Here is a 13,779-nt window from a genome sequence, read left to right as displayed (position 1 = left end):
CTCGGGGAGGGGAGCGCGGCGCGGCGCAACAGCTCCATCTCAATTGCAATGATATCGGGACGCTCACCGGGGCGTCGGGCCGGGTTTTCCGGCTGAACAGGCTGTGATCACACCAAGGTTTTCGGAGAAAGTTCTTAAAAGACAAGTGCTTGCCAAACTGCATCGCAAACATCAAAACTGTATGCAATTTTTCTTTACAGAATGCAAAATGCTGGTCTAGCGTATCGGGACAGGAGAAATCATGCCTCATACACTGCGCCAGAAGATCGCCGACCTTGTTCTGAACGGGGAGCTGAAGCCGGGCGACCGCCTCGATGAACTGTCCCTTGCCGACCGTTTCGGCGTGTCCCGGACCCCGATACGCGAGGCCATCAGACAGCTTGGCGCCTCCGGCCTGATCGAGATCCGCCCCCGCCGTTCGGCCGTGGTGCGCAGCTTTGACCGGGCCGAGTTGAGCGAAGCCTTCGAGGCGATGGGCGAGATCGAGGCGCTTTGTGCCTCCCTCGCCGCCGTCCGCATGAACGAGGCCGAGCGGCTCAAACTGCGCGCTCTCATGGCGGCGTCGCAGGATGTCAGTGCCCGCAATGACCGGCCCGCGGCGCTGGAGATGGATTTCGAGTTTCATGGCCATCTGCACGATGGCGCCCGCAACCGGATGCTCAAGACAGTGGCAGAGGAAACGCGGCTCAGGATCACGCCCTACAGTGCCGCGCTCTACATGATGGAGGGCTACAATGCCGATCTCCAGCGTCCGCATTCGCAGCATGCGGCCATCGCCGACGCCGTTCTTGCCGGCAATGGCGAGGGCGCCGCGCGGCTGATGCGCGAGCACATCGCGCAATCGCTGATCTCGCTCCAGCAATTCTTCGCCGACACGCAATCGCGGTCGGATGCTCCCAAAGTGAAAGGCGACGCCAGGTGACACATTCGTTTCAAGGGCCGGGGCGCGCGCCGATGTATGCCACCGAGGCCATGTGCGCGACCTCGCATCCCGCCGCCGCCCGTGTCGCGCTCGACATTCTGGGCCAGGGCGGGAATGCCGTCGACGCGGCCGTGGCCGGGGCCGTGGTGCTGGGCTTTTGCGAGCCGGCGATGTGCGGGCTGGGCGGCGATGTCTTCGCCCTCATCCACGATGCGAAGACCGGGGCAAGCCGGGGGCTCAACGGCACCGGTCGGGCGCCCGCCGCGCTGAACGCCGCCGATCTGCGGGCGCAGGGACTGATGGCGGTCGGACTCGATTCGGTGCATGCCGTGACCGTGCCCGGGGCGGTCGACGCCTTCGACCGTCTGATCGCGACCGAGGGACGGCTGGATCTGGCGACGGTCCTGGCGCCCGCCATCACGGTGGCCGAGCGCGGCGTTCCCACCCATCGCCGCACCGCCATCGACGGCGCGACTTTCGCCGGGCGGCTGAAGGGCGCGGGGCGGACTCACTTTCTGCGCGAGGAGCGCAGTCTCCGCGAGGGCGAGATCTTTGCCGCACCGGGCCAGGCCGAGGCGCTGCGCCTGATTGCCCGCGAGGGTGCGCGCGCCTTCTACGAAGGCCCGGTGATGGAGGACATCCTTGCCACGCTGCGCGCAGAAGGCGGCTTGCATACGGCTGAGGATTTCGCCCGCACCGCGGCCACGCCAGTCACGCCGATCCGCCGCGCCTATCGCGGGCATGATCTGGTGGAACTGCCGCCGAACGGGCAGGGGGCCACCGCGCTTTTGCTGGCCGGGCTGCTGGAGAGGTTCGACGTCGCCCGCCTCGAGCCGAACGGCGCCGAGCGCGTGCACCTTGAGGCGGAAGCGACGCGGTTGGCCTACAGCGCCCGCAACCGCTTCATCGGCGATCCGGGGGAGGGGGAACTCACCCTCGACGGGATGCTGTCCGACGCCGCCATCGACGAGATCGCGGCCCATATCGACCCCAGACGCGCGGGCAAGACGCTGCCGCCCCGCTTCGAGGCGCTGCACAAGGACACGGTCTATATCACCGTAGTCGATGCCGAAGGTCTTTGCGTCTCGTTGATCTACTCGCTGTTCTGGCCTTACGGGTCGGGCTTCGCGTCACAGCGTTACGGCATCCCCCTCCATAACCGCGGCGCCGGGTTCACGCTGGTCGAGGGCCATGTGAACGAGCTGATCGGGGGCAAGCGGCCGCTGCACACGCTGCTGCCCGGCCTGCTGGAAGTCCCCGGCGATTATGCAATGCCCTTCGGCGTGATGGGCGGGGCCTATCAGGCGACGGGTCATGCCCATTTCGTCTCGAACCTCGTCGATTACGGGATGGATGTGCAGGCCGCCATCGACGCGCCGCGCAGCTTCCTCGACATCGCCTCCGGCAAACTGGAACTCGAAAGCACCTTTGACGAGGCGGTCGCGGCAAGGCTGGTCGAGATGGGCCATGACGTGACCCGCGCGCGGGTCGGCATGGGCGGGGCCCAGGCCATCCGCCGGGACGCCGCAACGGGGCTTCTGACCGGCGGCAGCGATCCGCGCAAAGACGGTCTGGCCCTGGGGATCTGACATGACCGCGCAGCCCCGCAGAACCAAGTTGAAAGTCAGCTTTTCCGGGGTGCTGCGCGGGGTCGCCGCCCTCGCCGTCGTCGCCCTCCTGATGGCGCAGATCGTGATCGTTGCCCTGCGCTACGTCTTTTCCGCGGGCGCGCCCTGGGCGACGGACCTCCTGACATATCTCTTTTTCTTCATCGTCTCGCTGCCGCTGGTCGGGGTGATCCTGCACAACGAAAGCGTCCGCGTGGATGTGTTCAGCGGCCGCTTCCCGCCGCGCCTGAACCGGGTCATCGACCGGATCGCCCTGCTGGGGCTTCTGTTCCCGGCGATGGCCTGGGCCGCGTGGAACGCGGTGCCGATGGTGAGGACCTCGTGGCGGGTTCTGGAAGGTTCGCCCACGCTGGGCGGCCTGCCGGGCCTGTTCCTGCTCAAGACAGTGACAGCCCTGGTCTTCGCGGCACTCGCACTGGTCGCGTTGATCGTCGGCCTGCGGCCGCGCCTTTACGGAAAGGGTGACGAGACATGAGCGATGCGCTCCTTGCCCTTCTGGGCGTGCTGCTGCTCGGCGGCATCCTGTCCGGTGCGCCCGTTGGCTTCGTCTTGCTGGGTGTGCCGACGCTGGTGGCGCTCCTGGGCGCGTCGCTCGGCGTCTTCGACCTCGGCTTTCTCTCGGCCTTCCCCTCGCGGGCCTTCGGCATCCTGACCAACGACGTCTTCCTCTCGGTGCCGCTGTTCGTGCTGATGGGCGGGCTCATGGAGCGATCCAACATCGCCAAGCGCATGATGCTGACGGCGGGGGCGCTGTTCGGAAAGCGCGAAGGCGGCATGGCCTATGCGGTCGTGATCGTCGGGGCCTTGCTTGCAGCCTCGACCGGCGTGATCGGCGCCACGATCTTCATGCTGGGCCTGATCGCGATGCCCGCCATGCTGCAGGCGGGGTATTCGAAATCGCTGGCTTCGGGCGTGATCTGCGCCTCGGGTTCGCTGGGGCAGATCATCCCGCCGTCGATCTTGCTGATCCTGCTGACCGATCAGGTGTCCTCCGCCTATCAGGCCGGACGGCGCTCGGCCGGGGAATGGGCGGTGCAGCCGGTATCGGTCGGCGATCTCTTCGCGGGCGCCTTCATTCCGGGCCTGATGCTGGTCGGGCTTTACCTCCTCTATATCGTCGCCACCTCGCTGCGCCGACCCGAAAGCTGCCCGCCGGTGATTCCGCGCGACGAGCAGGGCAACCAGACCCGTCCCGACCTTGCCGAAGTAACCTATTCACTGGTGATGCCTCTCCTGCTGATCCTGATCGTGCTGGGCTCCATCCTGGGCGGGATCGCCACCGCAACGGAAAGCGCGGCGCTTGGCGCGGCCGGGGCGCTGGTCATGACCGCGATGGACCGCGCAGCGGTGCCACGCTGGCGGTGGGCGCTCATGGGGGCGGTCCTGCCCGCCGCACTGGCCCTAGTGCTGGTCAAGGCCATGGGCGGCGCGCAGGCCTCGCCGATGGCCGGTGTGATCGGCACGCTGGCGCTGGTGGCGCTGTGCCTTGGTACGCTTGCCGCGCTGGGGCAGGAGATCCGCCGCGGCGGCCTGTGGGACGTGACCCTGAGCACCGCCAGCATGGTGTCCATGCTGACGCTGATCGTGCTGGGGGCGACCATGCTGTCGCTCGTCTTCCGGGGCCTGCACGGCGAAGCCATGGTCGAGGAATTCCTGCACGGGCTGCCCGGCGGCAGCATGACGGCGGTGCTGGTCGTCATGGCCATCATCTTCGCCCTGGGCTTCGTCATCGAATATGTCGAGATCATCTTCATTGTCGTGCCCATTGCTGGTCCGCCGCTGATGGCCGCGGGCGTCGACCCGGTGTGGTTCGCCATCCTCATCAGCCTGAACCTGCAGATCAGCTTTCTCACGCCGCCCTTCGGCTACGCGCTTTTCTATTTCCGCCGCGTCGCGCCACCGGCCGTGCAAACCATCGACATCTACAAGGGGATCGTGCCGTTCATCCTCTTGCAGATGGTCGCGCTGACCATCGTCTTCCTGGTCCCTGACCTCGCGACATGGCTGCCCAGCGTCATCTACCAGTGAACGGCCCGACCAACAGGGATCATACCATAATGAAAAGAAGAGCTTTCCTCACGACTGCCGCCGTAGCTCCCGCGGCCCTCGCCGCGCCCAGTATCGCCCGCGCGCAGGCACAGCATAACTGGAAACTCGTGACCTCGGTGCCGCGCGGGCTGCCCGGTCCCGGCATGTCCGCCCAACGCTGGGCCAACCGCATCAACCAGATCTCGGAGGGGGCGATCAATGTTCAGGTGTTCGGTGCGGGCGAACTGGTCGCGCCCTTCGCCACGCAGGAGGCGGTGGAAAGCGGCACGGCTGAAGCCTATCACGGCTCGGGCACCTGGTTTTCCGGCCGCGACATCGCGCACGCCTTCTTCACCGCCGCCCCCTTCGGCCTGACCTATGACGAGATGCACGCCTGGATGTACTTCGGCGGCGGGCAGGAGCTGCTGGACGAGTTCACCAACGACCGCGGCCTGAAGATCTTCATCGGCGGCGGCTCGGGCCTGCAGACCGCCGGTTGGTTCAAGCGGGAAATCACCTCGCTGGACGATCTCAGGGGGCTGAACTTCCGTGCCGCCGGGCTTTACGGCGAAGTGCTGCGCAAACTGGGGGTCAACCCGACCTCGATCCCGCCGGGCGACATCTTCGCCGCGCTGCAGGCGGGCACGCTGGACGGGGCCGAATGGGTGGGGCCGTCCAATGACCTGGCGTTCGGCCTGCAGAACGTGGCGGGCTACATGTACGCCCCCTCGCCGGTCGAGGTCTACGGCGGTATCGAATTCGGCATCGGCATGGAGGCCTGGCAGGCGCTGACCGACAGCCAGCGGCTGATGGTCGAGACGGTGACCGAGGCCGAAGCCAACAAATCCTCCGCCGACACGTTCCACGCCAATCTCGCGGCCTATGAGGTGCTGCGGTCGAATCCCAACCTGACCATCGGCGATTTCCCCGACGATGTCTGGGCCGGAATCGAGACGGCCTGTAGCGAGGTGATCGAAGAGGTGAAGGAGACGAGCGATTTCCACCGTCGCTTTGTCGAGGCCTATTACAGCTATGTGCGGCAGGCGACCACCTACAAGCAATACTACGACACCGGCTTCATGGTGCGGCGTCAGAACTTCTTCCTGTGACGCATGGGACGGACCCGTCCATGGGCGGGTCCGTCCCCGTTGAAGGCACCGCTCATGACCCTGGACCCCACGCTTCTTGTCTGGCTGTTCCTGCTGTTGCTGGTGATCGGCGCCCTGGCTGGCCTGCTCGCGGGCCTTCTGGGCGTCGGCGGCGGCATCGTGCTGGTGCCTGCCTTCCACTATGGCTTCACGCTTCTGAGGTTCGAAAGCGATGCGCTGATGCAGATCTGCATCGCCACCTCGCTGGCGACAATCGTCGTCACCTCTGCCCGGTCGCTTCATGCCCATGACAAGCGCGGCGCCGTCGATTGGGCCATCCTGAAAAGCTGGGCGCCGGGCATCGTGATCGGCGCGGCCATCGCCGTCGTCGTGGCGGCGCAGCTGGGCTCCGGCACCCTGCAGGCCATCTTCGGCGGGTTGGCCCGGATCGTCGGTCTTTACATGACCTTCGGGCGTTCAAGCTGGCAGATCGCTCCTCAGATGCCGGGCGGCATGGGGCGGGCCGCCGCCTCGCCCCTGATCGGCTTCCTGTCCGTGCTCATGGGGATCGGCGGGGGATCCTTCGGCGTACCCTTCATGACCCTGCACGGTGTCCCCATTCACCGGGCAGTGGCGACGGCGGCCGGCTTTGGCCTTTTGATCGCGGTGCCCTCGGTGATCGGCTTTGCCTTGCTGTCGGTTCCCGTCCACCCGCCCCTGACGCTGGGCGCCATCAATATCCCGACGTTTCTCGTCATCGTCTCGATGACGCTCCTGACCGCGCCCCTCGGCGCGCGGCTGGCCCATGCGACGCGGCCCGTCCTGCTGAAACGGGTTTTCGGCGCGTTCCTGATCCTCGTCGCGCTCAACATGCTGCGGCGCGCGCTGGGATATTGATACCGATGAGGCAGAGGCAATGACCGACTCCACCAGCTATACCGGCCCCGACCTCTGCGCCCTGAGCGCGGTGGCGGTGGTGGACCTGCTCCGCCGTGGCGACGTCTCGCCCGACGAACTGATCGCCGCGGCCGAGACGCGGCACGCGCAAACCGACCCGGCGATCAACGCGATGCCGACCGTCTGTTTCGACCGAGCCCGCGCAAAGGCGACGGTGCTGGAGGGGCCGGACGATGAGCGCGGCGCGCTCTGGGGGCTTCCCCTGGGGATCAAGGACCTGACCGCCGTGCAGGGCGTCCGCACCACATGGGGCACGGCAGCGCTTGCCGGGTACGTGCCCGGGGCGTCGGACCCGCTGGTCGAGCTGATCGAGCGGCGCGGCGGTCTCGTCATCGGCAAGACCAACACGCCGGAATTCGGGGCCGGGGCCAATACGTTCAATGCCATCTTCGGCGCGACCCGCAACCCGCATGACACGCGCCTCAATCCGGCGGGCTCGTCGGGCGGCGCTGCCGCCGGGCTCGCGGTGGGCCAGACCTGGCTGAGCCACGGGTCCGACCACGGGGGCAGCCTGCGCACCCCGGCGGCCTACTGCGGTGTCGTCGGCCTGCGTCCCAGCCCCGGCCTTGTGGCGGGCGGGCCGGCGCAGGCGGGCTATATCACCGAGGGGGTGCAGGGCCCCATGGCGCGCTCGGTGACGGATCTTGCCCTGTTCCTCGACACGATGACCGGGTTTGATCCGCGTTATCCGTTGTCCTACCCGGCCGATCCAGTCCCCTATCGCGAGGCTGTCACCCGCGCCGAACCGGGCAAGCTGCGCATCGGCTACATGCCAGACCTGTCGGGCGAAAGCGCCGTCGATCCCGAGATGCGCACGCATATCGACCAGGCCATGATCCGCATGGCGGCGGCCGGAGCGTCGGTTGTGCCGGTGACGCCGGACCTGTCCGGAATGCGCCGAGCCTATTACGTGCAGCGGGGGCTGCTGTGGGCCACGCTCATGCGCGACATCGACCCTGCGATCCGGGCGGAGTTCAAGCCGACCCTCGAAGGCAACGTTCAGGACGGGCTCGCCCTGACCATCGACGATATCGTCGATGCACAGCTGATCCGCTCACGCCTCTACGACGCGGTGCAGGCGGTCTTCGCCGATGTCGACGTCCTGGCTTGCCCGGTCGTGGGGGCGATGCCGCACCCGGTCGAGGAAGAATGGGTGCGCCGGATCGACGGGAAACAGCTGACGTTCTACATGGACTGGCTCGATTGCGGTTTCCTTGCCACCGCGCTGGGACTGCCCGCCTTGTCGGTGCCGGTCGGCCGCAACGCAGCGGGGCTCCCGGTGGGGCTGCAACTGATCGGCAAGCCACGGGGCGAAGCGGGTTTGCTTGCGGCGGCGCGCGGGGTCGAGATGGTTTTCGGCGGCCCGCTGCCGGTGGTCGACCCGGTCGTGCGCCACCGATAGCAGCGCCGCGCCGCGGGGATCCGCGCTTGCGCTCTCATGATACATAACACCGATTATCGGACTATCGCCGCCTTTGCGGTTCATGCCCTCCCTGCCGGGGATCCGGGTCGCTTTGCCGCCCTCGATCCCCAAGAGGCCATCTACACTCCTCGCAGGATGGCATGCGACGCGCAGCGCGCTGTTCAGAACTCGACCCGATCCCCGCCCTTCAGGTCCAGGATCGCCCGCGCCTCGTCGGGCGTGGCGACGTCATGTCCCAGATCCTCGATGATCCGCCGGACCTTTGCCACCTGCTGGGCGTTCGACTCCGCCAGCTCCCCGCGCGAGATGAACAGGCTGTCCTCCAGCCCGACACGCACATGGCCGCCCATCTGGCTGGCCGTCACAGCCAGCGGGATCTGCGCCGCGCCCGCCGCCAGCACCGACCAGCGGTACTGATCGCCAAACAGCTTGTCGGCTGTGCGCTTGAGGAACACGAGGTTCTCAACATCCGCGCCGATGCCGCCCAGGATCCCCAGTACGAATTGCAGGAAGATCGGCGCCTTGAAGTGCCCCTGATCCATCATGAACTTCAGATTGTACAGGTGGCCAACGTCATAGATTTCGTGCTCGAACTTGACGCCATGCGGGGCCAGTGTCTCGGCCGCTTCCTTGATATCCTTGAAGGTGTTGCGGAAGATGTTGCCCTCGGAGCCCGCGACATAGGACTCTTCCCAGGCGAATTTCCATTCCTTGTAGCGGGCCGCAAGACCGTGGAAGCTGAAGTTCAGCGACCCCATGTTCATCGAGCACATCTCGGGCGAGAAGGTCTTGGCGGGCGCGATGCGCTCCTGGATTGTCGCGGTCAGCGAGCCGCCGGTCGAGATGTTCACCACCGCATCTGTCGCCTGTTTGATGCGCTGAAGGAAAGGCGCGAAGTCGTCCGGATTGATCGAGGGCGCCCCGGTTTCGGGGTTGCGCGCATGCAGATGCAGGATCGAGGCCCCCGCCTCGGCCGCCGCGATCGCCTGGTCGGCGATCTGATCGTAGGTATAGGGCAGCGCGTCCGACATGGTGGGCGTGTGGATCGCGCCGGTGACGGCGCAGGTGATGATGGTCTTGGGTTTGCGGGCCATGTCAGGCCTCCTTCTTGGCAAGGCCGCTCACGCGTCGGCTGAGCGGGAAGAGTTCAAGGCCCCAGCGGTCGCGCAGGAATCCCCAGAGGCCGCGGGGAGCGAACAGCATGATGACGATGGCAACGACGCCGAGCGCGATCAAGTAGAGCGTGCCGAGATCGGCCAGCGTCTCGCGCAGGGCGAAGAACACCAGCGTGCCGAGGATCGGGCCCTCCAGCGTGCCGATCCCGCCGATCACGACGATGAAGATGACGAAAGCGGTCCAATCGTTGGCGCTGAAAGCGGCATCGGGCGAGATGCGCAGTTTCTGCAGGAAGATCAGCGCGCCGATCAGCGCCGTCAGGCCCGAGACGAGGACATAGACGGTGAACTTGGTGCGCCAGATGTCGATGCCCAGCGACCGTGCGGCCAGCTCGTTGTCGCGGATCGCCGTCAGCGCCACCCCTTGGCGGGAGCGCAACAGCCAGACCACCGCGCCGATCACCAGCACCACGGCACCGAGCGCCAGCCACCAGGCCACGGCCTCGCGCGCGTCGCGGCCATCAGCCAAGGAACGGACGATGTCGGGCGACAGCGAGGTGCCCGAGCCGCCGCCGAGCGAGGAGACCTGTGCGAAGGACAGCCGGAAGACCTCGGCCACGACCCAGGTGCCGATGGCGAAATAGGCGCCCCTGAGGCGGAAGATCAGCACCGCGACCGGGGCCGAGATCACAAAGCCCGCCAGCACCACCAGAGGCAGCGCGGTATAGGGATGCAGCCCCGCCAGCATGGTCAGCGCGAAGAACAGATAGCCACCGAAGCCGACATAGGCCTGCTGGCCGACCGACACGAGGCCGGCATAGCCCGCAAGCAGGTTCCACAGCACGGCGAGCGACATGTAGAGCGCGATCTCGCCCATCAGCCGCAGGTCGGCCCTGCCCGCCCACCAGGGCGCGGCGATCAGCAGCAACATGATCGGCACCAGCAGGATCAGCCAGGCGGTCGAGAGGCGGGTGCGGCGTGTGACGGTCAGGGTCGGGCGCAGGGTCATCCGTCGATCCTCGGGAACAGGCCGCGCGGACGCAGGGCCAGAATGATCAGGAAGACGATATGCCCGGCGAGGATCTGATAGCCCGGGTCGATCTTGGCGCCCAGGGTCTGGGCGACGCCGAGGATCACCCCGCCCGCCAATGTGCCCCAGAGGTTGCCGAGGCCGCCGATGATCACCGCCTCGAAGCCGAAGATCAGCCGCGCCCCGCCCGCCGCCGGGTCAAAGGCCGTGCGGATGCCGAGGAACACGCCGGCCAGCGCCGTGACCGCCAGCGACAGTGCCATGGCCAGTCCGAAGATATGCGCGCGGTTGAGGCCCATCAGCTGCGCCACGTCCTGCCGGTCCGAGGTCGCCCTGAACGCCCGGCCCAAAGCCGTGCGGTAGAACATCCATTGTAGCGCGGCGATCACCACGACGGCGGTGACGAAGACCAGAACCGGCATCACGCCGACCGCGACCGGACCAAGGTTCACCGAGGCGGTCTCGATGGCCCCCGCCTGCAGGTTCTGCGGATCGGCGGAATAACCCATCAGCAGCACGTTCTGCAGGATCACCGACAGGCCGAAGGTGACCAAGAGCGGCGGCAGCAAATCCTCGCCCATCGTGCGGTTCAGGATGAGCCGCTGCAGCGCGTAGCCAATGAGCGCCATGCTCGGCACCACCAGCAGCAGGGCGACCAGCGGGTTCAGCCCCAGACTGACCCCGAAGCTGAGCGCAATATAGGCCGAGAGCACGATCAGATCGCCATGCGCGATGTTGACGAGGCGCATCACCCCGAAGATCAGGGACAGCCCCGCCGCGAACAGGGCGTAGAGCCCGCCCAGCAGCGTCCCCTGGATGATGGCGTTGAGCCAATCCATGCGTCAGACTCCGAAATAGGCGCGGGTGATCTCCTCGCGCGGGACGGATTGCGACTGGCCTTCCAGCGAGACCCGGCCCTCCTGCAGGCAATAGACCCGCTGCGAGACCGAGAGCGCCTTGGCGATGTCCTGCTCGACGATCACCGCCGTCAGCCCCTCGCCGACGATGCCCGGCAGAGCCTCGTAGATCTGGCGGATGATGACCGGGGCGAGGCCGAGGCTGATCTCGTCCATCAGCACCAGCTCGGGGTTCGACATCAGCGCACGGCCGATAGCGACCATCTGCTGCTGGCCGCCCGACAGCGAGGTCGATTGCTGGTGGCGGCGCTCCTTGAGGATCGGGAACAGGTCATAGACGCGCTGCAGGCTCCACGGCCCCTTGCGGCCCAGCTGTCCGCCGATGATCAGGTTTTCCTCCACGCTGAGCGAGGGGAACAGAAGCCGCCCCTCCGGCACCAGCGCGATCCCCAGCGCAGCGACCTGATCGGCGCGCAGCGCACCGATCCCCTGCCCCTTCCAGCGGATCGCCTCGGGCGCATTGCGCAGGAGCCCGGCGATGGAGCGCAGCATGGTCGTCTTGCCCGCGCCATTCGCGCCGATCACCGCCACGACCTCGCCGGGTTCGACACTCAGGTTCACGCCATAGAGCGCCTGAAAGTCCCCGTAATGCGCGTTCAGCGCCTGAAGGGCCAGGAGGGCGTCAGGCATCGGCTTCGATCCCCAGATAGATTTCCTTGACCTCACGCGATTGCATGATCGCGTTCGGCTCGCCCTCGGCGATCTTGCGGCCGAAATCGATGACCATCAGCCGGCTGACCACGGCCAGAAGCGCGTGGACGACATGCTCGATCCAGACGATCGACACGCCGGTCGCATGCACGTCGCGGATGGTCTGGATCAGCGACTGGCATTCGTGTTCCGTGAGGCCGCCGGCGATTTCATCGAGCAGGATCACGCGCGGTTTTGCGCAGAGCGCACGGCTCAGCTCCAGCCGCTTGCGTTCCAGAAGCGTCAGCCCGCCCGCCTGCGCGTTCGACTTGGCGACGAGCCCGGTGCGATCGAGTACATCGAGGCACAGGGCCTCGGCGGCGCGACCGGAAAGACTCGCGCCCTGCGTCGCCGCGACATAGGCGTTCTCGAACACCGTCATATGCGCGAAGGGCTGCGGCACCTGAAAGCTGCGGGCGATCCCAGCGCGGCACCGCTTCGCCGCCGACCAGCCGGTGATGTCCTGCCCGTCCAGACGGATGGACCCCGCATCCGCCGACAAGGTGCCGGTCACGAGGTTGAACATCGAGGTCTTGCCGGCGCCGTTCGGACCCAGCACCCCCAACGCCTCGCCGGGGGCAAGCGACCACGTTTGGTCGTCCGCCACAACGACGGCGCCGAAAGCCTTCTTCACGCCCTGAAGTTCAAGGATCGGAGGCATGGTCTCTCCCGCAGGTTCGGGGCCGTCGCCAGTCGACGGCCCCCCTCACGTTCACGCTAGCAGCATCAGCTCGCCGGTCGTGGGGATATTCGGCGCGGTGGCGTTGGCGATGATCTTCAGGTCGATGCCGTCGCCCTCGCGCTGCCACTGGCCGGCGACCAAAGGGGTCTTGGTGACATTCGGCACCGGCCCGTTCGCCCAGTTCACCGGGCCGACGATGGTGTTCATGTTGGTGGCGGCGATGGCGGCGATGATCGCCTCGCTGTCCTCCAGATCCTCGGCGCGGCCGATGACATCGGCTACCACCTCGAACAGCGCATGCTTGAAGCCGATGGGCTGGGTCCAGGGACGGCCGGTCGCCTGCGTGTATCCGCCCGCCAGATCGCCCGCCGAGGCACCGGTCAGCGACGACGAAAACGGATGGGACGGTGACCACCAGACCTCGGACGAGAGCCCGATGCCGCGGTCGCCAAGCCCCTGGATGACCGAGGGGAACAAGAGCGCCTTGCCGATGGTGACGATCTTCGGGTTGAAGCCCTGCTGTGCGGCCTGGCTCCAGAAGGTGCCGAAATCGGGCGGGATCATGTTGCCGGTGACGATCTCGCAACCCGCTTCCTTGAAGGCGTTGATGTAGTTCGAGAAATCGTCGGTCATCGGCTGATAGCGACCGGGATCGACCAGATCGTATCCCGCGGCGGCCAAGGGCGTCGGCAGGCCCCGCTGCGGATCGCCCCAGGCGTTGCCGTCGGCGTCGTTCGGGAAGAGGCCGCCCACTTTCTTCGCCACGCCCGAGCCATCCCACATGGCGAGGAAGGCGCCGATCACGTCCTCGAGGCCCCAGAAGAAATGGTAGGTGCTGGCGAAACCCTGCGCCGGATTGCCGCCGCGACCGAAGAAATACGGCTGCCACGGGCAGTCGGTGGTGATGCAGGGCACCTCGTTGATCTCGGCCTGATCCGAGACCGGGTTGACCGTGTCGGGGGTCGAGGCGGCGACGATGATGTCGACCTCGTCGGACAGGATCAGCTCGCTGGCGACTTCCGCCGCGCGGTTCGGGTTCGACTGGCTGTCCTTCGAGATGACCTCGATCTGCCAGGTGCGCCCGTTGTTGTCGATGCCAGCCCCAAAACGCTGGGTGATCGCCTGCAGGATATAGTCGTCGGCTTCGGCGAAACCTGCCAGCGGGCCGGTGCGGGGGCTCACATGGCCCACCTTGATCGTGGGCGTCTGCGCATAGGCGCGGGTCGCCCGCAGGATCGCCGGCGCCGCCAGCAGCGCCGAGGTCCCGGTCAGAAAGTGCCGTCTGTTCAGGGTCTTCAT

13 protein-coding genes are annotated in these 13,779 nt (G+C 66.8%); 7 read left to right on the top strand and 6 right to left on the bottom strand.

The window, feature by feature from the left end; translation table 11 throughout:
• Positions 1–241: 241 nt before the first annotated feature.
• The 7 genes from VDQ18_RS00460 to VDQ18_RS00430 are packed head-to-tail and all read left to right on the top strand — an operon-like array spanning position 242 to position 8,025.
• Positions 242–922, top strand: a complete 681-nt coding sequence (locus VDQ18_RS00460; protein ID WP_323019069.1) for a GntR family transcriptional regulator — start codon at positions 242–244, stop codon at positions 920–922.
• A gap of 50 nt (positions 923–972) precedes the next feature.
• Positions 973–2,511 (top strand): gamma-glutamyltransferase family protein, encoded by a 1,539-nt coding sequence (locus tag VDQ18_RS00455; RefSeq protein WP_323019243.1) that lies wholly within the window; start codon positions 973–975, stop codon positions 2,509–2,511.
• Between the two features lies 1 nt (position 2,512).
• Positions 2,513–3,025: a TRAP transporter small permease subunit gene (locus VDQ18_RS00450; protein ID WP_323019068.1), complete on the top strand. Its 513-nt coding sequence runs from the start codon at positions 2,513–2,515 to the stop codon at positions 3,023–3,025.
• The gene (locus tag VDQ18_RS00445; RefSeq protein ID WP_323019067.1) at positions 3,022–4,578 is read left to right on the top strand and encodes a TRAP transporter large permease; all 1,557 of its coding nucleotides are present in this window, start codon (positions 3,022–3,024) and stop codon (positions 4,576–4,578) included. The genes VDQ18_RS00450 and VDQ18_RS00445 overlap by 4 nt, the downstream gene beginning before the upstream one ends.
• 29 nt (positions 4,579–4,607) lie before the next feature.
• A complete protein-coding gene (locus VDQ18_RS00440; RefSeq protein ID WP_323019066.1) occupies positions 4,608–5,687 on the top strand; it encodes a TRAP transporter substrate-binding protein in 1,080 nt (359 codons plus the stop codon).
• A gap of 54 nt (positions 5,688–5,741) precedes the next feature.
• Entirely contained in the window at positions 5,742–6,563 is an 822-nt protein-coding gene (locus VDQ18_RS00435) for a sulfite exporter TauE/SafE family protein (protein ID WP_323019065.1), read from the top strand.
• A 19-nt stretch (positions 6,564–6,582) separates the two neighbouring features.
• The gene (locus tag VDQ18_RS00430; RefSeq protein ID WP_323019064.1) at positions 6,583–8,025 is read left to right on the top strand and encodes an amidase; all 1,443 of its coding nucleotides are present in this window, start codon (positions 6,583–6,585) and stop codon (positions 8,023–8,025) included.
• Between the two features lie 182 nt (positions 8,026–8,207).
• On the opposite strand, the gene VDQ18_RS00425 is transcribed toward VDQ18_RS00430, so the two are convergent.
• Genes VDQ18_RS00425 through VDQ18_RS00400 form a run of 6 tightly spaced genes read right to left on the bottom strand, consistent with a single transcriptional unit; the run spans position 8,208 to position 13,779 of the window.
• Positions 8,208–9,140 carry a 3-keto-5-aminohexanoate cleavage protein gene (locus VDQ18_RS00425; protein WP_323019063.1) on the bottom strand — a complete coding sequence of 311 codons (933 nt, stop codon included), beginning with the start codon at positions 9,138–9,140 and terminating at the stop codon, positions 8,208–8,210.
• A 1-nt stretch (position 9,141) separates the two neighbouring features.
• Complete coding sequence (locus VDQ18_RS00420; RefSeq protein ID WP_323019062.1) at positions 9,142–10,170, bottom strand: branched-chain amino acid ABC transporter permease; 1,029 nt, start codon at positions 10,168–10,170, stop codon at positions 9,142–9,144.
• On the bottom strand, positions 10,167–11,030 hold the full coding sequence (locus VDQ18_RS00415) for a branched-chain amino acid ABC transporter permease (protein WP_323019061.1): 864 nt from the start codon (positions 11,028–11,030) through the stop codon (positions 10,167–10,169). Before VDQ18_RS00415 ends, VDQ18_RS00420 begins: the two co-directional genes overlap by 4 nt.
• 3 nt (positions 11,031–11,033) lie before the next feature.
• Positions 11,034–11,738, bottom strand: a complete 705-nt coding sequence (locus VDQ18_RS00410; RefSeq protein ID WP_323019060.1) for an ABC transporter ATP-binding protein — start codon at positions 11,736–11,738, stop codon at positions 11,034–11,036.
• Positions 11,731–12,459 carry an ABC transporter ATP-binding protein gene (locus VDQ18_RS00405; protein ID WP_323019059.1) on the bottom strand — a complete coding sequence of 243 codons (729 nt, stop codon included), beginning with the start codon at positions 12,457–12,459 and terminating at the stop codon, positions 11,731–11,733. The genes VDQ18_RS00410 and VDQ18_RS00405 overlap by 8 nt, the downstream gene beginning before the upstream one ends.
• 51 nt (positions 12,460–12,510) lie before the next feature.
• Positions 12,511–13,779, bottom strand: a complete 1,269-nt coding sequence (locus VDQ18_RS00400) for an ABC transporter substrate-binding protein (RefSeq protein ID WP_323019058.1) — start codon at positions 13,777–13,779, stop codon at positions 12,511–12,513.

It is taken from the genome of Pararhodobacter sp. (genome assembly GCF_034676075.1).
In the GTDB taxonomy this organism is placed as follows: Bacteria; Pseudomonadota; Alphaproteobacteria; order Rhodobacterales; family Rhodobacteraceae; genus Pararhodobacter.
The sequence above is the reverse complement of the archived record's forward strand: the minus strand, read 5'-3'. Positions and strand labels throughout refer to the sequence as shown.